General features: G+C 60.7%; 17 protein-coding genes and 4 tRNA genes. 17 read left to right on the top strand and 4 right to left on the bottom strand.

The features are described from left to right. The first annotated feature begins 112 nt into the window (after positions 1 to 112). The 9 genes from AABM52_RS20600 to AABM52_RS20560 all read left to right on the top strand — a co-directional run bounded on the left by AABM52_RS20600 (position 113) and on the right by AABM52_RS20560 (position 4,362). Positions 113 to 188: transfer RNA gene (locus AABM52_RS20600), tRNA-Ala, on the top strand. Positions 189 to 267: 79 nt separating this feature from the next. Then, positions 268 to 343, top strand: a tRNA-Glu gene (locus AABM52_RS20595). A gap of 53 nt (positions 344 to 396) precedes the next feature. Continuing rightward, positions 397 to 472 (top strand) — tRNA-Ala (locus tag AABM52_RS20590). Between the two features lie 80 nt (positions 473 to 552). Then, a tRNA-Glu gene (locus tag AABM52_RS20585) sits at positions 553 to 628 on the top strand. Between the two features lie 185 nt (positions 629 to 813). Further along, entirely contained in the window at positions 814 to 1,353 is a 540-nt protein-coding gene (locus AABM52_RS20580) for a TetR/AcrR family transcriptional regulator (protein WP_008050839.1), read from the top strand. Between the two features lie 29 nt (positions 1,354 to 1,382). Then, positions 1,383 to 2,216 (top strand): alpha/beta fold hydrolase, encoded by an 834-nt coding sequence (locus tag AABM52_RS20575; RefSeq protein ID WP_347907602.1) that lies wholly within the window; start codon positions 1,383 to 1,385, stop codon positions 2,214 to 2,216. 49 nt (positions 2,217 to 2,265) lie between these two features. Then, the gene (locus tag AABM52_RS20570; protein WP_347907601.1) at positions 2,266 to 2,715 is read left to right on the top strand and encodes a thioesterase family protein; all 450 of its coding nucleotides are present in this window, start codon (positions 2,266 to 2,268) and stop codon (positions 2,713 to 2,715) included. Between the two features lie 108 nt (positions 2,716 to 2,823). Further along, a complete protein-coding gene (locus tag AABM52_RS20565) occupies positions 2,824 to 3,783 on the top strand; it encodes a tRNA-dihydrouridine synthase (RefSeq protein ID WP_108217793.1) in 960 nt (319 codons plus the stop codon). Positions 3,784 to 3,915: 132 nt separating this feature from the next. Further along, a complete protein-coding gene (locus tag AABM52_RS20560; protein ID WP_347907600.1) occupies positions 3,916 to 4,362 on the top strand; it encodes an Hsp20 family protein in 447 nt (148 codons plus the stop codon). A 115-nt stretch (positions 4,363 to 4,477) separates the two neighbouring features. Here AABM52_RS20560 and AABM52_RS20555 read toward each other — a convergent pair whose 3' ends face one another. From AABM52_RS20555 to AABM52_RS20540, 4 genes are all read right to left on the bottom strand, one after another. Then, complete coding sequence (locus AABM52_RS20555) at positions 4,478 to 5,092, bottom strand: hypothetical protein (RefSeq protein WP_347907599.1); 615 nt, start codon at positions 5,090 to 5,092, stop codon at positions 4,478 to 4,480. Then, positions 5,089 to 6,558, bottom strand: coding sequence for a PAAR domain-containing protein (locus AABM52_RS20550; protein ID WP_347907598.1), 1,470 nt, complete (start codon positions 6,556 to 6,558; stop codon positions 5,089 to 5,091). The genes AABM52_RS20555 and AABM52_RS20550 overlap by 4 nt, the downstream gene beginning before the upstream one ends. Before the next feature lie 148 nt (positions 6,559 to 6,706). Next, positions 6,707 to 9,985, bottom strand: coding sequence for an EAL domain-containing protein (locus AABM52_RS20545; protein ID WP_347907597.1), 3,279 nt, complete (start codon positions 9,983 to 9,985; stop codon positions 6,707 to 6,709). Positions 9,986 to 10,050: 65 nt separating this feature from the next. Next, positions 10,051 to 10,941 (bottom strand): LysR family transcriptional regulator, encoded by an 891-nt coding sequence (locus AABM52_RS20540; RefSeq protein ID WP_347907596.1) that lies wholly within the window; start codon positions 10,939 to 10,941, stop codon positions 10,051 to 10,053. Positions 10,942 to 11,088: 147 nt separating this feature from the next. Here AABM52_RS20540 and leuC point away from each other — a divergent pair, with 147 nt between their 5' ends. The 8 genes from leuC (at position 11,089) to truA (ending at position 21,492) form a co-directional block, all read left to right on the top strand. Then, positions 11,089 to 12,507 (top strand): 3-isopropylmalate dehydratase large subunit, encoded by a 1,419-nt coding sequence (gene leuC / locus AABM52_RS20535; RefSeq protein ID WP_347907595.1) that lies wholly within the window; start codon positions 11,089 to 11,091, stop codon positions 12,505 to 12,507. A gap of 11 nt (positions 12,508 to 12,518) precedes the next feature. Next, positions 12,519 to 13,163 carry a 3-isopropylmalate dehydratase small subunit gene (gene leuD / locus AABM52_RS20530; protein ID WP_347907594.1) on the top strand — a complete coding sequence of 215 codons (645 nt, stop codon included), beginning with the start codon at positions 12,519 to 12,521 and terminating at the stop codon, positions 13,161 to 13,163. Positions 13,164 to 13,308: 145 nt separating this feature from the next. After that, complete coding sequence (locus AABM52_RS20525) at positions 13,309 to 14,076, top strand: class I SAM-dependent methyltransferase (protein ID WP_347907593.1); 768 nt, start codon at positions 13,309 to 13,311, stop codon at positions 14,074 to 14,076. A 51-nt stretch (positions 14,077 to 14,127) separates the two neighbouring features. Next, positions 14,128 to 15,210 (top strand): 3-isopropylmalate dehydrogenase, encoded by a 1,083-nt coding sequence (gene leuB, locus AABM52_RS20520; protein WP_347907592.1) that lies wholly within the window; start codon positions 14,128 to 14,130, stop codon positions 15,208 to 15,210. Positions 15,211 to 15,276: 66 nt separating this feature from the next. Continuing rightward, a complete protein-coding gene (asd, locus tag AABM52_RS20515; RefSeq protein ID WP_223464706.1) occupies positions 15,277 to 16,389 on the top strand; it encodes an aspartate-semialdehyde dehydrogenase in 1,113 nt (370 codons plus the stop codon). Between the two features lie 178 nt (positions 16,390 to 16,567). Continuing rightward, positions 16,568 to 17,578, top strand: coding sequence for an aspartate-semialdehyde dehydrogenase (locus AABM52_RS20510; RefSeq protein WP_347907591.1), 1,011 nt, complete (start codon positions 16,568 to 16,570; stop codon positions 17,576 to 17,578). A 204-nt stretch (positions 17,579 to 17,782) separates the two neighbouring features. Next, entirely contained in the window at positions 17,783 to 20,416 is a 2,634-nt protein-coding gene (locus tag AABM52_RS20505; RefSeq protein ID WP_347907590.1) for a FimV/HubP family polar landmark protein, read from the top strand. Between the two features lie 251 nt (positions 20,417 to 20,667). After that, complete coding sequence (truA, locus tag AABM52_RS20500; protein ID WP_347912660.1) at positions 20,668 to 21,492, top strand: tRNA pseudouridine(38-40) synthase TruA; 825 nt, start codon at positions 20,668 to 20,670, stop codon at positions 21,490 to 21,492. Positions 21,493 to 21,509: the final 17 nt, after the last annotated feature.

Below are 21,509 nucleotides of genomic sequence, written 5' to 3'. Positions count from 1 at the left end.
TAAGTGGTTGTTATGTCGGCAAAAAATTTTAAATATTTTGAAAAATAAGTTTGACAGGCTTTCGATACGCCCTTAAGATTCGCCCCGTCCTCAGCGATGACATCAACGATGAGGGGCTATAGCTCAGCTGGGAGAGCGCTTGCATGGCATGCAAGAGGTCGACGGTTCGATCCCGTCTAGCTCCACCAATTTACACTTCAAGGCCTGGCCACACCGGTCTTGAAGCGATCAACTCTCAGCGTTGATCAGTTGTATAGAAGGGTTTGCGTCCCCTTCGTCTAGTGGCCTAGGACACCGCCCTTTCACGGCGGTAACAGGGGTTCGAGTCCCCTAGGGGACGCCAGTTTTACAGAAGCGATGTTGCAAGATGTCGCTCCGCCGCGAGGCGAAAAATCCGGGGCTATAGCTCAGCTGGGAGAGCGCCTGCATGGCATGCAGGAGGTCAGCGGTTCGATCCCGCTTAGCTCCACCAATTTTACAGTTCAAGGTCTGGCCACACCGGCCTTGAATCGATCAGCACTCAGCACTGATCAGTTGTATAGAAGGGTTTGTGTCCCCTTCGTCTAGTGGCCTAGGACACCGCCCTTTCACGGCGGTAACAGGGGTTCGAGTCCCCTAGGGGACGCCACGATTACCCGCTCTGCGGGATTTTATAAGGGTCATTCAATTATTGAATGGCCCTTTTGTTTGTCTGGCGTTTGGCCAAATTCCTCCATTTCCAAAAAAACTGTTCTTCAGACCAGCGGTCACACACATGACTTGCTAAAATTTATTATGAGAATAATATTTCAATCGTAATATTCGGAGGCAACGATGAACGATAAAAAAGCTCAAACCCGAGAACGCATCCTCAAGGCTGCCAGCGCAGCGCTGATTCAACGCGGCCCGGCCGAGCCAAGTGTGGGCGAAGTGATGGGCGCGGCGGGCCTGACGGTCGGCGGCTTCTACGCCCACTTCGAAAGCAAGGACGCGATGATGCTTGAGGCGTTCAGGCAATTGCTCGGTCATCGTCGCGACCTGATTGCCGACATGGACGCGCAGTTGACCGGTGAAGAGCGTCGCGCGCTGGTGGCAGCGTTTTATCTGTCGCGCAAGCACCGTGATTCCTCCGAATCGGCCTGTCCGATCCCGGCTTCGGTCGGCGAACTGGGGCGGTTGCCGGAAGCGTTTCGTGTCGCTCTCAACGAGCATGTGGAATTGATGGTCGCGCAGTTGGCGGCCAGTCCTGAAGAAACCGAAAAAGCCCTGGCCGACATGGCCTTGATGGTGGGTGGGCTGGCTCTGGCGCGGGCGCTGGGGCCGGGAGAGTTGTCCGATCGATTACTGCGCGCCGCCAAATCGGCAGTGCGTTGACCTGAAGGCTGCGGCCTGAGGAGAATGCGATGAGCGCGTTAAAGTGGGTTCGTGGCGTTAATGGCACCTTGGGCTGGTTCGCCCCGAAACTGGTCGCAAGCAAAATGCGACAGGCGTTCATGACGCCACGGGATCTGCCGCTGCGTGACTGGGAGCTGCCACTGTTGGCCAAGTCCGAGCGGATCACCCTGCGTTTCGGCCTCTCGGCCTTGCGCTGGGGCCAGGGCCCGGCAGTCTTGCTGATGCATGGTTGGGAAGGGCGGCCGACGCAGTTTGCCAGCCTCATCACCGCGCTGGTCGATACCGGTTACTCGGTCGTGGCCCTGGATGGTCCGGCCCATGGTCGCTCGCCGGGCAGTGAGGCGAATGTGGTGCTGTTCGCCCGGGCCATGCTTGAAGCGGCCGCCGAACTGCCACCCCTGCAAGCGGTCATCGGCCACTCCATGGGCGGCGCTAGTGCGATGCTCGCGGTCCAGTTGGGCTTGCGCACCGAAACCCTGGTCACCATTGCCGCTCCGGCGCGGATTCTCGGCGTGTTGCGTGGTTTTGCCCGCTATGTCGGGCTGCCACCGAAGGCCCGCTCGGCGTTCATTCGCCAGGTCGAGCAAGACGTCGGCATGCGAGCCGCGACGCTGGATGTCGCGCACTATCAACTCGACATGCCCGGCCTGATTGTCCACGCCGAAGACGACAACCTCGTCTCTGTGAAGGAATCCCAGCTGATTCACGAAGCCTGGTTCGACAGCCGCTTGTTGCGTTTGAAAGACGGTGGTCATCAGCGAGTGCTGGCCGACCCGCGGGTGATTGATGGCGTGATATCACTGCTGGCCGGGCGCAGTTTGCAATCACGCCAATCCGCCTGAGCTTCCGTTACACTGCCCCGGTCTAAATTATCTGACCAGGGAGTCGGGCATGGGCTGGGATCGGGAAACGCCGTTCATCATTGATCTGCAAGTGAGCGCCGAGGACATTGACGGGCTGGGGCACGCGAACAACGCGGTCTACGTGACCTGGCTCGAACGCTGTGCCTGGCGCCACTCCCAGCGCCTTGGCCTGGACCTGGTCGAATATCGGCGGCTGGACCGGGCGATGGCGGTGGTGCGGCACGAGATCGATTACCTGGCGGCAGCCTATGAGGATGATGAGTTGCAATTGGCGACCTGGATCGTCGATTGGGATCAGCGCCTGAAAATGACCCGACACTTCCAGCTGATCCGCCCCAGCGACAACACCACGCTATTGCGCGCGCAGACCACGTTCGTCTGCATCGAACTGTCTACCGGCAAGCCCAAGCGCATGCCAGTAGAGTTCATCGAGGGCTATGGCCCGGCGATCCGGGCGCAGGAGTTGGTGCAACCCTGATCTCATGTGGGAGCGAGCCTGCTCGCTCCCACAGGTGGTCGCGATGTTCTGCAGATTCTCCGCGCAATCCAGTAAACTGCCGCACGTTTTTCCTCGAGTGTGTTTTTCATGCAAATTGCTTTGGCGCCCATGGAGGGGTTGGTCGACGACATCCTGCGCGATGTGCTGACCCGCGTGGGTGGTATTGACTGGTGCGTGACCGAGTTCATTCGGGTCAACGACCAGTTGCTCACACCTGCCTATTTCCACAAGTTCGGCCCGGAGTTGCTCAACGGTGCCCGGACAGCCTCCGGCGTGCCGCTGCGTGTGCAACTGCTCGGCTCCGACCCGGTGTGCCTGGCGGAAAATGCCGCGCTGGCCTGCGAGCTGGGTTCCGAAGTGATCGACCTGAACTTCGGCTGTCCAGCCAAGACCGTCAATAAATCCCGTGGCGGCGCGGTATTGCTCAAGGAGCCTGAGCTGCTCAACCAGATTGTCGAGCACGTCCGTCGTGCCGTTCCCGCGCACATTCCAGTCACCGCCAAGATGCGCCTGGGCTTCGACAGCCCGGACGGTTCGCTGGTGTGTGCCACGGCCTTGGCCGAAGGCGGCGCCGAACATATCGTGGTGCACGCGCGGACCAAGGTCGACGGCTACAAGCCGCCGGCGCACTGGGAGTGGATTCCACGCGTGCAGGACGTGGTCAAGGTGCCGGTGTTCGCCAATGGCGACATCTGGAGCGTCGAAGACTGGCGTCGCTGCCGCGAGATCAGCGGCGTGGAAGACATCATGCTCGGTCGCGGCCTGGTTTCGCGTCCGGACCTTGCCCGGCAGATCGCCGCAGCGCGGGCCGGGGAGGAGGTCGTCGAGATGACCTGGGCCGAGTTGCTGCCGTTGATCCAGGACTTCTGGCTGCAAGCCAAGGCACAGATGACGCCACGCCAGTCACCGGGCCGCCTGAAACAATGGCTGGCGATGTTGACCCGCAATTATCCCGAGGCGGTTGAGCTTTTCACCGTGCTGCGCCGTGAGACTGAGCTGGATAACGTCTCGCATTTGCTGGGTCTGCCCGTGGCGGAAGCGGCCTGAAACTTGTTGTAAAAAAAGCTGAAAATAACCTCTTGAAATGCAATCAGCGGTCCCTATTTAAGGATTACGCGATGCCGAATTCGGGTCGCGGAGACAAAAAACCTTGCTGATTGTTTTCAGGAGATTTGCATCATGGCTACTACATTATCCCTGGCCCCACTGTTCCGTTCCTCGGTAGGTTTCGACCGTTTCAACGACCTGTTCGAAACCGCCCTGCGCAACGAGCCAGGCAGCAGCTATCCACCCTATAACGTGGAGAAACACGGCGACGATCAATACCGCATCGTGATTGCCGCGGCCGGTTTCCAGGAAGAAGATCTGGAACTCGAAGTCGAGAAAGGTGTGCTGACCATCAGTGGCGGTAAACGCGACGCGAACGAAGACGTCACTTATCTGTATCAGGGCATTGCGCAACGTGCCTTCAAACTGTCCTTCCGTCTGGCGGACCACATCGAGATCAAGGCTGCCGGCCTGAGCAACGGTCTGTTGAGTATCGACCTGCTGCGCGTGGTTCCGGAAGAGGCGAAAGCCAAGCGCATCCCGATCAACGGCACGCAGAATAATGCTCTGCAACACTGAGTCATAGTCAAAGGTCGGGCTGAGTGAGCGTCACTCAGCCGACCGACACCAGAAGACCCCGACTTGTCGGGGTCTTTTTTTGACTCAAGTTCAGCCCCCATGCACTGCAACAGACTCATTGCACGCCCCGTGATCGGTGGATTCCCAATGTGATGAGGTAGCGTTCCTCGGTGGGACGCTTGTTGTCCCTGAAGCGACTGACCACCAGCATCAGTTGGTACTTGTCACCGGCTCGCCAGTAGGCTGTACCGCCTTTGTTGACGTCGCGCAGTTGGGCTCGCCATTGCGAGGTGTCGGCGAACGATGGGTAGTCCTTGAGCCGGATGGGTACCCAGCCGGCTTTACGCCATTGCTCTTGCAGATCAAGTACGACCTTGAGGGTGTCGTCGAGCAGTAGTGGCTCGATTTGCGGGGACATGCGGACGCTGTTGATCACCTCTTTGTTATAAATAATCGTAAAAAAGCTGGCTAGCGGGGTTATAAAACTGTACTCGGGATCCATGAAACGCAGACGGGCATCGGTCTTTGGAATGTTGAACGACACCTGCCCGGGAATAGCCGGACCGATGGCCGCGCTGGAGCGCTGACGCATAGCCTCGTAAGGCTCGCCAATGAGTAGGGCGATTTCCGGTTCATCCGACAGGACTTGAATTGCCGCTGCTGTCAGGAGGGCCGCGACTGCCAGCAACGAGAAGTTGCGGCGCCAGCCTAAACGATGCAACAGACTCATCGCACTCCTCCACTTAGAGCGATCTCCCGAATCGACTGCTCAATCCGATCGCGCTGGTCGCTATGCAGCAGATCGTCAAACTGCGCCGCGGCCTTGAGCACGAAGGCCATGCGCCGCTCGACGTCGGCCAGGTCCGCGAAGGGAAAGTTGCTAAACCCAATGGTGCGTCTGTCCTCGACGGGACGGCACTGGCTGGCCAGGGTCAGTTCAATGGCCTGAGCAGCCCCGGAAGGAAGGTTGGTGACGTAGGAGAAATGGTTACCGCGCAGCAACCATTTCAGTCCAGTGTCATCGTACATCGCCGGTTGCAAAATATTGACCTGCTCGTGCGTTGCAAGAAACGCGACACTTTGCGCGATATTGCCAGCCTCAATCGCTTCGAAGGCCAGGAGGATTTCATCATGATCGGTCCCAAACTTCAGCGTTTCCTGCCCGACCGGCCACAGCACCGGATGCTCACCAGTGCCATAGATGTTCTTCCGTGAATCCAGACAAGCCTTAAGCGCCTCCAACCCCCGCTCCGCATAGAACACATGCAGCGGATACACATCCAGGAACAGCGTGGTATTGCCCATGGCCAGCATCTCGTGCACGAACCGGTACATCCGTTGCGCGAGGGGCAACGCAATGTCGACACCCCAATGGGTGAAGCCCCACATCGGGTTGTCACGGTTGGCCTGTTCGTAGTCGCGCTGGCGCTGTTCAAACTCCCGAATCGTCGCCCGCTTTTCCCGCTCGCTGGGGCTGAGCATTCCGGCCAGCCCTTTTCGGGAACTTTCCCTCAATTGCTGCATTGCCTCTTCTTCTGCTTGCATCTTGTCGATCGATTCGGCCGCATGCAGCAGACCACAACCGACCTGTTTCGAGGCAAAGGCCGCCAGCCCCGCCCACTGGAAGCGCTGATCATGACGCCACAACTGCGCGTACGCTGCGTTGATTGCTTTGTTGCGCGCTTTCGGGTCGGTGATCAGCCTGCCACCCGGCGCCACGACGTTTTCGACTCGTTGCTGGTAGCCGCGCCAGAGGTTCTCGCAGACCGTTCCCGGCCGTTCGCTGAAGGAAGGCGTGGCAGTCTTTGGCGCTGAAGTAAACCCGGAAGGGTGAGGTTCGGCTGTCGAAGGGCGAGGCGTGACCGGCGTCGTGGGTTGGGCGGTGGCTCGGGCATGCGGCGCGAAGCCGCCCTCGATCTCTTGACAACTGAGGGTCTGGTTGGCAATCAGCCGTGGCAGGGGGTCGCACTTGCACTTGCACAGGTCACCGTCCAGAGCGGCGTTACGCTCCTCCAGCAGATCCACCAGACGCGGGCCGTCGCAGACAATCGTCCCGGTGCTGTCGCATTTCGGGCAATCGACCTCATCGCCTTCGCGGGCCATGGCCTGGCCATTGATCGTGCTGCAGTCCCAGCCGGTACGCACGGTGCCGTCAGCAGTGGTTTTGGCCCCGACGGTGATGTGATAGCGCCTCATGCCTGATCTGTCCTTCTGTAATCTGCAGGGACGAGCACGCTAGGTGAGGCGATAAGGGGGATAAATCAGACGTTTCTTAATCTGGTGTAGGTTTGTTCTGTATTCAAGTCACCTGATGGTTGGCGAGTGAGAATGATCCCCCCACCGCCTATTTGAGCAATAACTGAAACTCCTCAACCGGCAACGGCTGGCTGTGCAAATACCCCTGGTAGAAGTGACACTCCAGCCCCTGCAAAAACTCCAGCTGTTCCGCTGTTTCCACCCCTTCGGCAATCACCTTCAAATCCAGGCTGCGGGCCATGGCGACGATGGCGCGGATGATCTCGGCGTCGTTCGGGTCGCTGGTGGCGTCGCGGATGAATGACTGGTCGATTTTCAGGGTGTCGACCGGCAAGCGCTTGAGGTAGGTCAGCGAGGAGTAGCCGGTGCCGAAGTCGTCCATGGCGAAGCTCACACCGAGCTTTTTCAGGCGGCGCATTTTGCTGATGGTGTCTTCCAGGTTCTGGATGACGATGCCTTCGGTGATTTCCAGCTTCAACAGGGAGCAGGGCAGGCCATAGCTGGCCAGGCTGTTTTCAATCCGTTCGACGAAGTCGTTCTGGCGGAACTGGCGCGGGCTGATGTTCACGCACAGGCTGAACTTGTACGGATTCACCAGGCCGTCGTCGATCAATCGTTTGAAGGCCTGGCAGGCTTCGTCGAGGATCCAGGTGCCAACCTCCAGAATCAGTCCGCTGTCTTCCAGCACCTTGATGAACTCGGTGGGTGACTGCGCGCCAAGCTCCGGATGATTCCAGCGTACCAGGGCCTCGGCACCAACGATGCGGTCGCCCCGGGCGTCGACCTGGGGTTGGTAATGCACGCGAAATTCGCCCCGGGAAAGCGCCAGGCGCAGGTCGGTTTCCATGCGCAGGCGTTCGCTCGCGGCCTTCTGCATGGTGTTGTGGTACATCTGCGCGGTATTGCGCCCCGAGTCCTTGGCGCGATAAAGCGCGATGTCGGCGCGTTTGAGCAGGTCGGTCGGGGTCGAACCGTGATCGGGGATCAGGGCAATGCCGATGCTGGGTGTCACTTGCAGGCGCTGGCCGTCGAGGAACATTGGTTCGGACAGCAACTCGCGGATGGTGTCGGCCACTTCGCGAACCTGTTCGCTGACCTCGCTGCGCGAGCCTTCGAGGCCGCTGAGCAATACCACGAATTCGTCACCGCCCAGGCGCGCAACGGTGTCCTCCATGCGCACGCTGGCTTCCAGGCGCGCGGTAATGATTTTCAGCACGGTATCGCCCACCGGGTGCCCGAGGGAGTCGTTGATGTGCTTGAAGTGGTCGAGGTCGAGGAACATCAGCGCGCCGCGCAGGTTATGCCGTTTGAGCAAGGCGATCTGCTGGCTCAGGCGGTCCATCAGCAAGGCGCGGTTGGGCAGGTTGGTCAGTGGGTCGTGGTAGGCCAGGTGGCGGATCTGCGCTTCGGCGTTTTTCAGCAGGCTGACGTCTCGTGCGGTCAGCAGCAGGCAGGCGGTTTCGTTGAGGGTGATCGGTTCCACCGAGACTTCGACGGTGAGCAGTTCGCCGAGCTTGTTGCGCCCGAGCATTTCCTGGTGATGAACCCGGCCCTTGATCTGCAATTCAGCCAGCAGCGCCGAGCGTTGTTTTTCTTCAGCCCAGATCCCGACCTGGTACACCGTGCGGCCCACCACTTCCTCGGCGCGGTAGCCGGTCAGGCGGCAGAAACCGTCGTTGACCTCCAGATAGCGTCCGGTATCGCGTTCGGTGATGGTGATGGCGTCGGGGCTGGAGTGGAAGGCCTTGGCGAATTTCTCCTCACTGGCCTTGAGCGCCGCTTCCGAGCGTTGTTGCTGGGTGATGTCACGCAGCGTGGTGACGATGCAGGGCTGGTCGCCGACGCTGATCTGACGGCTGGAAATCACGCAGGTCAAGACCTGTCCGTCCTTGTGCTGGACCAGAATGGCCACGTTGTTCAGGCCTTGTTCGCGGATCACTTGTTCGATCCGTCGCAGGCTTTTCGCCGAGGCGTCCCACAGGCCGATTTCGTCGGCGCTGCGGCCGATCACGTCGGCGGTGCTCCAGCCGAAGGTCTGGGTGAAGCTGGAGTTGATTTCAATGAACTGGCCGGAGTCCTGGCGGGTGACGCAGATCGGATCGGGGCTGACCTGGAATAGCGTGGCGAATTTTTCTTCGGAGGCCACCAGCCGTTGTTCGCGCTCCACCTGGTCGGTGATGTCGAGCAATGTGCCGGCCATGCGCACTGGCACGCCGCTGTCATCACGGTAGAGGCGGGCACGGCTTTCCAGGTAGCGCGAGCTGCCGTCGGGCAATTGCACGCGGTAGGTCAATTGGTAGTTGCCGGCCGGGCCTTCACGCAGGCTGCGGTAAGCGTCGCGCATGGTGTCGCGTTCTTCGCCGGGCACGCCTTCGAAGAACTCGTCGAAGGACTCGTGGAAAGGTTTGGCGTCCAGGCCGTGCAGTTGGGCGGCCCGTGCCGATCCGTAGAGCATGCCGCTGGGAATGTGCCAGTCCCAGGTGCCGAGTTGCGCCGAGTCCAGGGCCAGGTCGAGGCGTTCCTGGCTGTCCTTGAGGGCCTGTTCGGCGACTTTGCGTTCGGTGGTGTCAAGGAAGGTGCTCAGTAGATAGGGCTGGCCTTCGAGCTCGACCTTTTGCGCACTGAGGATGCCGTCGTGGATCTGGCCATTGCTGGCGCGAAACTGCACTTCCATGCTGACCAGGTCGCCTTTGGCTTTAGTGGCCTTGACCAGTTCGTCCCGTTGCTCGGGATGTACCCACAGGCCCAGCTCCAGGGTGGTGCGGCCGATCGCGTTTTGCACCGGCCAGCCGAACAGGCTTTCGAAATACTGGTTGGCTTCGGAGATCAGGCCGTCTTCCTGGCGGGTCAGCAGGACCATGTTCGGGCACAGGTGAAACAGGGTGGCGAAGCGTTTTTCCGAGCTGCTTAACGCCTGTTCGCGCTGGCGCTGGTGGGTAATCTCGCGGATAACGCCGATCATCCGTGGCCTGCCGTGCTTGTCCGGCAATAGGCTGCCGTTGATTTCCAGCCAGTGCAGGCTGCCATCGGGCCAGCGGATGCGGTGATGCATCGCTTGCTCCAGTGGCGCGCCAGCGATGACCGCATGGAATGCGCGAAGGGTTTTCGCGCGATCCTCCGGGGGCAGCAGGTCAAGGTATTCCAGGTCCGAAGGCAACGGTTTGCGGGGGTCGAAGCCGAACAGCGCCTGTGTGCCCCGGGACCAGCTGATCTGCCCGCGCTCGATGTCCCAATACCAGGCACCCAGGCGCGCGCCGTTGAGCGCGGCCAACAGTTGTGAGGCACTTTCCCAGCTCTGTTCGGAGTTTTTCGGGTCAAGTGCCTGTATACGCGGCATAGGCGGAATACGATCAACAGATTTGGGCATTGGCAAGCCTTAGGCTGAATGGGCGTTTGGCACGGGAATTCGCGGCTCTATAGGAGTAGCACAACTTAGCCTTGAGTCCCTGGCGGATCGAGTTGAGCATCCAGCAGCGCCATGAAGGCCCGCGCGGCGTTCGACAGTGTCCTTTCCGTGTGCAGGATATAGCCTAGCTGGCGAGTGAGCTGTATGCCCGGCAAAGGTATGCGCGCCACCTGGTCATCGAGCATGGTGCGCGGCAAAACGCTCCAGGCCAGGCCGATCGAGACCATCATCTTGATGGTTTCAAGGTAGTTGGTGCTCATGGCGATGTTGGGCGTCAGGCCCTGGGCTTCAAACAGCCGCTGCACAATGTGGTGGGTAAAGGTGTTGCCGCCGGGGAAGACCGCCGGGTGTCGGGCGATGTCCGCCAGGCTGACCTTGCCGTTATTGAGCAACGAATGCTCCGGGGCGACCACGAAATCCAGCGAGTCGTCCCACACGGGGGTGGCCTTGACCAGCGCATGGGGTTCCGGCGCCAGGGTAATGACCGCCAGTTCGGCGCGGCCATGGATAATTTCCTCGTAGGCCACTTCCGAATCGAGGAACTGAATATCCAGCGCCACCTGTGGGTATCGCCGGGTGAACTCCCTTAATAAGGGCGGCAAACGGTGCAGGCCGATGTGGTGACTGGTGGCCAGGGTCAGACGGCCGGTCACTTCGCCGGTGAGGTTGGTCAGGGCGCGGCGCGTATCATCAAGGACATTGAGAATCTGGTAGGCCCGCGGCAGCAGGGCGCGCCCGGCCTCGGTCAGGCTCACTTCACGCCCCAGGCGATCGAACAAGCGCACCTTCAATTGCTGCTCCAGGCCGGCGATACGTTTGCTGATCGCAGGTTGGGTCAGGTGCAGCCGCTCGCCGGCGCCGGAGAAGCTTCCGGTCTCGGCGATGGCAATAAAAGCATTGAGGTTGGCCAGGTCCATGGTCGTATTCCAGCTGGTTATCCAAAGCATAAAAAATATGAATTTGAGTTATTTAATGTAACCCCATAGGATCAGCCTCACAAGCCAAAGGGTTATTGAGCACATCAAGGCCCGGGGCATAGAAACAAGCTGATGAGGAACCGTCTGATGGCCGGCAAAACGCTCTACGACAAGCTCTGGGATTCGCATTTGGTCAAGCAGCGCGACGATGGCTCTGCGCTGATCTACATCGATCGTCACATCATCCACGAAGTGACCTCGCCGCAAGCCTTCGAAGGCCTGCGTCTGGCCGGGCGCAAGCCATGGCGCATCGATGCCAACATCGCGACCCCGGACCACAACGTACCGACCACACCGGAGCGCAAGGGCGGCATCGACGCCATCGTTGACCAGGTCTCGCGCCTGCAAGTCCAGACCCTCGACGACAACTGCGATGAATACGGCATCGTCGAGTTCAAGATGAACGACGTTCGCCAGGGCATCGTCCACGTCATCGGCCCGGAGCAGGGCGCAACCTTGCCGGGCATGACCGTGGTCTGCGGCGACTCCCACACCTCGACCCACGGCGCATTCGGCGCATTGGCTCACGGTATCGGCACTTCCGAGGTCGAGCATGTGCTCGCCACCCAGTGCCTGGTCGCCAAGAAAATGAAAAACATGCGGGTAGCGGTCGAAGGCCAATTGCCGTTCGGCGTGACCGCCAAGGACATCGTGCTCGCCGTGATCGGCAAGATCGGCACCGCCGGCGGTAACGGCCACGCCATCGAATTCACCGGCAGCGCGATTCGCGACCTGTCCGTCGAAGGCCGCATGACCATCTGCAACATGTCCATCGAAGCCGGCGCTCGCGTAGGCCTGGTGGCGGCGGACGAAAAAACCGTGGCTTACGTCAAGGGCCGTCCTTTCGCACCGAAAGGCGCGGAATGGGACCTGGCCGTCGAAGCCTGGAAAGATCTGGTGTCTGATGTCGACGCCAAATTCGATACCGTAGTTGAGCTCGATGCGACCCAGATCAAGCCGCAAGTCAGCTGGGGCACCTCGCCGGAAATGGTGTTGGCGGTAGATCAGAATGTGCCGGATCCTGCGAAGGAAATGGACCTGGTCAAGCGCGGTTCCATCGAGCGCGCCTTGAAGTACATGGGTTTGACCGCCAACCAGGCGATCACCGACATTCAGCTCGACCGCGTGTTCATCGGTTCCTGTACCAACTCGCGGATCGAAGACCTGCGCGCTGCGGCGGTAATCGCCAAGGGCCGCAAAGTGGCCTCGACCATCAAGCAGGCCATCGTCGTGCCGGGCTCGGGTCTGGTCAAAGCCCAGGCGGAATCGGAAGGCCTGGACAAGATCTTTCTCGAAGCCGGTTTCGAATGGCGTGAGCCGGGTTGCTCGATGTGCCTGGCGATGAACCCGGACCGTTTGGAGTCCGGCGAGCATTGCGCCTCGACCTCCAACCGTAACTTCGAAGGCCGTCAGGGCGCCGGTGGTCGTACGCACCTCGTCAGCCCGGCCATGGCCGCGGCCGCAGCTGTGAACGGTCGTTTCATCGACGTCCGTGAATTGATCTAAAGGAGCGCAGCATGAAAGCTTTTACCCAGCACACTGGTCTTGTCGCGCCTTTGGATCGTGCCAACGTCGACACCGACCAGATCATTCCGAAGCAATTCCTGAAGTCGATCAAGCGCACGGGCTTTGGCCCGAACCTGTTCGATGAATGGCGTTACCTGGATGTGGGCCAGCCTTACCAGGACAACTCCAAGCGTCCACTGAACAAGGACTTCGTCCTCAACGCCGAACGTTACCAGGGCGCCAGCGTGTTGCTGGCCCGTGAGAACTTCGGTTGCGGCTCCAGCCGTGAACACGCGCCGTGGGCCCTGGAAGAGTACGGTTTCCGCAGCATCATCGCGCCGAGCTATGCCGACATCTTCTTCAACAACAGCTTCAAGAACGGCTTGCTGCCGATCATCTTGAGCGATGCCGAAGTCGATGAACTGTTCCAGCAGGTCGAGGCCAATCCGGGCTATCAGTTGCAGGTCGATCTGCAAGCCCAGACCGTGACCCGCCCTGACGGCAAGGTGTTGAGCTTCGAAATCGATGCCTTCCGCAAACATTGCCTGCTCAACGGCCTGGACGATATCGGCCTGACCTTGCAGGACGGCGATGCGATTGCGACGTTTGAAGCCAAGCATCGTGAGAGCCAGCCTTGGTTGTTTCGCGACGCGTGATTGATCCGAGATTGATGTAGTCAGGGCCGGCCCCTTCGCGGGCAAGCCCGCTCCCACAGGTTTTGTGTGCACCGCAATTACTGTGGGAGCGGGCTTGCCCGCGATGAGGTCGGAACAGGCACCACAAGACTAAAAGGAAGTCCCCATGACCAGCACCGCCCAGCACACCCAGGTAGTCCAGAAACAATTCGGTGAGCAGGCTTCGGCCTACCTGAGCAGTGCCGTCCACGCTCAAGGCACTGAATTCGCGCTGCTACAGGCCGAGCTGGCGGGGCGGAGCGATGCCCGGGTCCTGGACCTTGGCTGCGGCGCCGGTCACGTGAGTTTTCACGTAGCCTCATTGGTGAAAGAAGTAGTGGCCTACGACCTGTCGCAGCAGATGCTCGACGTGGTGACCGCTGCCGCTGTCGATCGTGGCTTGAGCAACGTGACCACGGTCAACGGGGCCGCTGAGCGCCTGCCGTTCGCCGATGGCGAATTCGATTTCGTCTTCAGCCGTTATTCGGCGCACCATTGGAGTGATCTGGGCGTGGCCCTGCGGGAGGTGCGTCGAGTCCTGAAGCCGGGCGGTGTGGCGGCGTTCGTCGACGTGTTGTCACCGGGTAGCCCGCTGTTCGACACTTACCTGCAAAGCGTCGAAGTGCTGCGCGACACCAGCCATGTGCGCGATTATTCCGCCGGCGAGTGGTTGCGCCAGGTCAGCGAAGCGGGGCTGCACACCCGCAGTACCACCCGTCAGCGCCTGCGCCTGGAGTACAACAGCTGGGTCGAGCGCATGCGCACGCCTGAAGTGATGCGCGCGGCGATCCGCGAGTTGCAGCAGTCGATGGGTAATGAAGTACGCGAATATTTTGAGATAGAGGCCGATGGTTCGTTCAGTACCGATGTACTGGTGCTGATGGCTGAGCGATAGAATTTTTCCGGGTGCGTCCATGGGCGCACCGACTGATGACATGAGGAAAGCATGAGCAAGCAGATTCTGATTCTCCCAGGTGACGGTATTGGCCCGGAAATCATGGCCGAGGCGGTCAAGGTGCTGGAGTTGGCCAGCGACAAGTTCTCCCTGGGCTTCGAGCTGAGCTTTGATGTGATCGGTGGCGCTGCCATCGACAAGCACGGCGTGCCGTTGGCCGACGAGACGCTGGAGCGTGCCCGCGCGGCCGACGCCGTGTTGCTGGGCGCCGTTGGCGGCCCGAAATGGGATGCCATCGAACGTGACATCCGCCCTGAGCGCGGCCTGCTGAAAATCCGTGCGCAACTGGGCCTGTTCGGCAATCTGCGCCCGGCGATCCTGTACCCGCAACTGGCCGAGGCTTCCAGCCTGAAGCCGGAAATCGTTTCCGGGCTGGACATCCTGATCGTTCGCGAACTGACCGGCGGCATCTACTTCGGCGCGCCACGCGGTACCCGTACCCTGGAAAACGGCGAACGCCAGTCCTACGACACCCTGCCGTACAGCGAAAGCGAAATCCGCCGCATCGCCCGTGTCGGTTTCGACATGGCCATGGTCCGTGGCAAGAAGCTGTGCTCGGTGGACAAGGCCAACGTACTGGCCTCCAGCCAACTGTGGCGTGAAGTGGTCGAACAAGTGGCCAAGGATTATCCTGAAGTCGAACTGAGCCACATGTACGTCGACAACGCCGCGATGCAGCTGGTGCGTGCACCCAAGCAGTTCGACGTGATCGTCACCGACAACATGTTCGGCGACATCCTGTCCGACCAGGCCTCGATGCTCACCGGTTCCATCGGCATGCTGCCGTCGGCGTCCCTGGACACCAACAACAAGGGCATGTACGAGCCGTGCCACGGTTCGGCGCCGGACATCGCTGGCAAAGGCATTGCCAACCCGCTGGCGACCATTTTGTCGGTGTCGATGATGCTGCGTTACAGCTTCAACCAGCAGGCCGCGGCCGACGCCATCGAGAAAGCCGTCAGCCTGGTGCTGGATCAGGGCTTGCGCACCGGCGACATCTGGTCGGGCGGTTGCACTAAAGTCGGTACGCAGGAAATGGGTGACGCAGTAGTCGCCGCGCTGCGGAATCTGTAATCTCTCGGGCCCGCTGCCAAATTCAAGACAAGGTAGCGGCCCACATTTCAAGAAGGTGTAGTTGCGATGAAACGTGTAGGTCTGATCGGTTGGCGCGGCATGGTCGGTTCCGTGCTCATGCAGCGGATGCTGGAAGAGCAGGATTTCGATCTTATCGAGCCGGTGTTTTTCACCACTTCCAATGTCGGTGGCCAAGGCCCGTCCGTGGGCAAGGACATTGCTCCGCTCAAGGACGCTTACAGCATTGAAGAGCTGAAAACCCTCGACGTGATTCTGACCTGCCAGGGTGGCGACTACACCAGCGAAGTCTTCCCCAAGCTGCGTGAAGCCGGATGGCAGGGTTACTGGATCGACGCCGCTTCCAGCCTGCGCATGCAGGATGACGCGGTGATCGTTCTGGATCCGGTCAACCGCAAGGTCATCGACCAGCAGCTGGATGCGGGCACCAAGAACTACATCGGCGGCAACTGCACCGTCAGCCTGATGCTGATGGGCCTTGGTGGCCTGTTCGAAGCTGGTCTGGTGGAGTGGATGAGCGCCATGACTTATCAGGCGGCCTCCGGTGCCGGCGCGCAGAACATGCGTGAACTGATCAAGCAAATGGGCGCGACCCACGCCGCTGTTGCCGATCAACTGGCCGATCCGGCCAGCGCGATCCTCGACATCGACCGTCGTGTGGCCGAAGCCATGCGCAGCGACGCGTACCCGACCGAAAACTTCGGCGTACCGCTGGCCGGCAGCCTGATCCCGTGGATCGACAAGGAACTGCCGAACGGCCAGAGCCGCGAAGAGTGGAAGGCCCAGGCCGAAACCAACAAAATCCTCGGTCGCTTCAAGAGCCCGATCCCGGTCGATGGCATCTGCGTGCGCATCGGCGCCATGCGCTGCCACAGCCAGGCGCTGACCATCAAGCTGAACAAAGACGTGCCGATCGCTGATATCGAAGGGCTGATCAGCCAGCACAACCCTTGGGTCAAGCTGGTGCCGAACAGCCGCGAAACCAGCATTCAGGAGCTGAGCCCGAACAAGGTCACCGGCACCCTGAACATCCCGGTTGGCCGTCTGCGCAAGCTGAACATGGGTTCGCAATTTATCGGCGCGTTTACCGTCGGCGACCAGTTGCTGTGGGGCGCGGCCGAACCGCTGCGCCGCATGCTGCGGATCCTGCTCGAGCGTTGATCGACTGATGCAATGAAAGAACCCGCGCCTTGCAAGAGGTGCGGGTTTTTTTATCCTTGCAGGAGCGAGCTTGCTCGCGATGAGGCCGGCACGAACACCACAAATCTCCCGCCGAATTGCCTGCATCCCCACCACCCGGTAAAGTGCCGCTCCCCCCGTTTCGCCAGAGGTAAAACCCATGAGCCAGACCATTGATATTGCCGTGATCGGCGCCACCGGTACTGTCGGCGAAACACTCGTGCAGATTCTCGAAGAGCGCGATTTCCCGATCGGCACCCTGCACCTGCTGGCCAGCAGTGAGTCGGCCGGCAGTTCGGTACCGTTCCGCGGCAAGAACGTGCGGGTGCGGGAAGTCGATGAGTTCGACTTCAGCAAAGTGCAATTAGCATTCTTTGCCGCCGGCCCGGCGGTTTCGTTGAGCTTCGCCTCCCGCGCGACCGATGCCGGTTGCTCGGTGATCGATCTCTCCGGTGCCTTGGCGGCCGAAAAGGCGCCGCAGGTCGTGCCCGAGGCCAACGCCCAGGTGTTGGCCGGCTTGAAAAAGCCCTTTCAGGTCAGCAGCCCAAGCCCGTCGGCCACCACCCTGGCAGTGATACTCGCGCCACTGATGGATTTGCTCGACTTGCAGCGCATCAGCCTGACCGCGAGCCTTGCGGTATCGGCCCAGGGCCGCGAAGCCGTGACCGAGCTCGCCCGGCAGACCGCCGAGCTGCTGAATGTGCGTCCGCTGGAGCCGAAATTCTTTGATCGGCAGATGGCCTTCAACCTGTTGGCCCAGGTCGGCAAGCCGGATGAGCAAGGTCACACGCTGCTGGAAAAACGCCTGGTGCGCGAGCTGCGTCAGGTTATGGGGCTGCCTTCATTGAAGATTTCCGTCACTTGCATTCAAGCCCCGGTGTTTTTTGGCGATAGCTATAGCGTGACCCTGCAGTCCGCGAGTGAAATCGACCTGGGGAAAGTCAATGCGGCACTGGAAGACGCACCCGGCATCGAGCTGGTGGAAGCCGGCGATTACCCGACCCCGGTGGGCGATGCGGTAGGCCAGGATGTGGTCTACGTTGGTCGGGTTCGTCGTGGTATTGACGACCCGTCGGAACTTAATCTGTGGCTGACGTCAGATAACGTACGCAAAGGCGCGGCGCTCAACGCTGTGCAGCTGGCCGAGTTGTTGATAAAAGACCTGCTGTAAAAGATACTTTGCAACAATTTGTCGAATGAATCCCCGCGAGCCTATGCTTGCCGGAGTGCTGAAGGCGGGCCCTCTGCGGGGCGTTGCCGGGCATCAATGAAATGATCGCGCGCGACGACCCTCGCCGTTGCGCGCAATGCCTTGCGGCAGCGACTATCAATACCTTCTCGCTGGCCGAGGAATGTTCAAACTAAGGATGAGCTAATGGTTCAAGTTCGCAAACTGGTGTTAGCAATAGCGGCCGCCTCGGCGCTGTCCTCCGGTATGGCGCATGCCCTCGGGCTCGGGGAGTTGACCCTGAAATCGACGCTCAACCAGCCGTTGGTGGCGGAAATCGAGCTGCTCGATGTCAAGGACCTCACCGCCGCCGAAGTGGTGCCGAGCCTGGCCTCACCAGATGATTTCGCCAAGGCCGGTGTCGACCGCCAGGCGTTTCTCAACGACTTGACCTTCACCCCGGTGCTCAACGCCAGCGGCAAAAGCATCCTGCGCGTGACCTCCAGCAAGCCACTGTCCGAACCCATGGTGAAATTCCTGGTTCAGGTCATGTGGCCGAACGGCCGTTTGCTGCGCGACTACAGTGTGCTGCTCGATCCGTCCAAATTCTCGCCGCAAACCGCTGAAGCGGCCGCACAGCCGACGTCAACGGTTGCCGCGCCCGTCACCGGTGCGACCAAGCCGTCCCAGTACACCACTACGCCGCGCGATACCCTGTGGGAAATCGCTGCGAAGGCGCGTAATGGCGGTTCGATCCAGCAAACCATGCTGGCCATCCAGGCGCTGAACCCGGATGCCTTTATCGACGGTAACATCAACCGCCTGAAAACCGGCCAGGTGCTGCGCCTGCCGGACCAGGCACAAAGCGTGGGCCTGCCGCAAGCCAAGGCCATTGCCGAAGTGGCCGCGCAGAACACTGCATGGCGTCAGGGACGTCGTTACGTGGCGAAGCCTGGGGCAGGGCAGCAACAGCTTGACGCCACTAATCGCGCTCGTACCGATGGTGCTCCGGCGCAAGCGGCCACCGACAAGCTGAGCCTGGTGTCTGCCGAGTCCGGCAAGAACCCTGGCAAAGGGGCTGCCGGAGATGCCAAGGCCCTCGGCAACAAGCTGGCGGTGACCCAGGAAAGCCTCGACTCCAGTCGTCGTGATAACGCCGAACTGAAAAGCCGCATGGCCGACCTGCAAAGTCAGGTGGACAAGCTGCAGCGCCTGATCGAGTTGAAGAACAATCAGCTGGCCAAGTTGCAAACCGAGGGCGCTGCGGCTGCACCAGCGGCCGCGACAGCGCCGGCGATGTCGGCCGAACTGGCTGCCAACCCGGCCGCAGCGCCTGCTCCGGTTGCCGCTGCGCCTGCCCCTGAGGCAACTCCGGCGCCGGCCGAGAAACCCGTCGAGGCGACACCGGCGGCATCCGACGATCAGAAGTTCAATGAATTGCTGACCAATCCGGTGCTGCTGGGCCTGGTGGGTGGCGGTGCGGTGATTCTGCTGCTCCTGCTGCTGTTGCTGGCGCGTCGCCGCAAAGCCCAGCAAGAAGCGGAAAAGCATCTGCGCATGGCCCGTGCACTGGCCGAAGAGCAGCCGTTCTCGGCCGATCTCGACTTGCCGGAAAGCAGCTTCGAAGGCCTGGAAGTTCCGCCGCCGAGCGTGAAGCTGGCGACTGCCCCGACACCTGCTCCCGCGCCCGCGTCGGTGGTTGCTCCGGAGGTGATGACCACGCCGATTGCCGCGCCATTGGTGGCGCCGGCTGCCGAGCGCTCCGACGACGTGCTGGGCCAGGCCCAGTCGCACATCAATGCCGGTCGCCTGAACCAGGCTGCCGCGTTGCTGGAGGACGGTGTCAAACAAGAGCCCAAGCGCAGCGACTTGCGCCTGAAACTGATGGAAGTCTACGGCCAGCAAGGCGACCGCGATGCGTTCGTCGGCCAGGAGCGTCAGTTGGTGGCCAATGGCGACAACTTCGCCCAGGTTGAAAAACTCAAAAGCCGCTTCCCGGCCATGGCGCTGGTGGCTGCCGGTGGCATCGCCGCAGCCGCCGTTGCTGCCGAGCTGGACGCGCAATACGTCAAGGATCTGTTGCTCGATGAGCCGCAAGCTCCGGCGCCAGAGCCAGAGCCAGAGCCAGAGCCAGAGCCTGCGCCTGCGCCGTTCGAGGATGACCTCGACAGCGCCTTCGATCTGAGCCTGGATGATCTGGACGCGATCACGCCTGTGGCGCCAGTACCTGCACCTGCGCCGGAGCCCGAAGTGACGGCGCTGGCAGACCTTGAAGAGTTCCCGCTGGACGACGATCTGAGTTTTGAGTCGGTGTTGCAGCAGCAGACTGAAATCAAGGAAAACCTCGACGACCTGTCGGACTTCGACCTCGACCTGGATCTCGGTGCGCAACCGTCACCGGCGATGCTGGCTGAGGACGATTTCCTGCTGGATCTGGATGAGGGCGTGAAAGATTTCCCGGTTGCCGAAACCCCGGCTGTTCCTGAGGTCGCGCTGGATGACCTGGAATTGCCGGCCGATTTCGATCTGTCGCTGGCCGACGAAATGGACACACCGGATTCGTTCGCGGCAGAGCTGGATGATGTCAACGCCGAGCTGGAGAGCCTGTCCAACAGCATCGGCGAACCGACCTTCACCGAAGCAGATGCCGCACTGGGCGACGATGATGACTTCGACTTCCTTTCAGGCACTGACGAAGCCGCTACCAAGCTCGATCTTGCTCAGGCCTATATCGACATGGGCGACAGCGACGGTGCTCGCGACATCCTCAAAGAGGTGGTGAGCGAAGGCAGTGCCGAGCAGAAGAGTGAAGCTGAGGAAATGCTTTCGCGCCTGGCTTGAGTGTCCGGTAGGTTGTAAAAAAGCGGCAGCCCATTGAGGCTGCCGTTTTTGTTTGGCCGATGAGTTGATGTCGTCTGCTGTGACCCCTTCAAGTCTAAACATACAAGCGAGCTTGCTCGCGATGAGGCCCTAACATTCACGCCAGTCCCTCAGTTGTACTGGCATCCCCACCAGTCGGCCTTATAATGCCAGCCTTTGGTACATCATCAGGCTGTCCCTCCTTGGCAAATATAGATAACCCGGTCGCCGAAATGGCAGCCGACGGCTTTTTCCGGATCGCGCTGGGCGTCGAATACAAAGGCTCGCGCTACCGCGGCTGGCAGCGCCAGGCGTCCGGGGTGCTCACCGTGCAGGAAACCCTCGAAAACGCCTTGTCCAAAGTCGCCGACTCGCCCGTTTCGCTGATGTGTGCCGGACGTACCGACGCCGGGGTGCATGCCTGCGGACAGGTGGTGCATTTCGACACCCGGGTCGATCGTTCGATGAAGGCCTGGACCATGGGCGCCAACATCAACTTGCCCCATGACGTCAGCGTCAGTTGGGCCAAGGTCATGCCGGCGCATTTCCATGCGCGGTTCAAGGCCATTGCCCGGCGTTATCGCTACGTGATCTACAACGATCAGATCCGCCCGGCGCACCTGAACGAAGAGGTGACCTGGAACCACCGCCCGCTGGACGTCGAGCGCATGGCCGAGGCCGCCCAGTACCTGCTCGGCACCCATGATTTCAGCGCTTTTCGCGCCGGCCAGTGCCAGGCCAAGTCGCCGATCAAGGAACTGCATCACCTGCGCGTCACCCGTCATGGCAAGATGATCGTGCTGGATATTCGCGCCAGCGCCTTCCTGCATCACATGGTGCGCAACATTGCCGGTGTGCTGATGACCATTGGCGCCGGAGAGCGTCCGGTGGAGTGGATGAAAGAGGTGCTGGAGAGCCGGATTCGACGCACCGGTGGTGTGACCGCGCATCCCTTCGGTTTGTATCTGGTTCAGGTCGAGTACCGTGACGAGTTCGAATTGCCCGAGCGTTACATCGGCCCACACTTCCTGACCGGCTTCTCGGAACTTGGCGGCTGACGCCCTCGAATGCTTTT

Origin of the sequence: Pseudomonas grandcourensis, from assembly GCF_039909015.1 — a bacterium.
GTDB classification, from domain to species: Bacteria; Pseudomonadota; Gammaproteobacteria; order Pseudomonadales; family Pseudomonadaceae; genus Aquipseudomonas; species Aquipseudomonas grandcourensis.
Note: the sequence above shows the minus strand (reverse complement) of the source record. Positions and strands in the feature narration are given on the sequence as shown.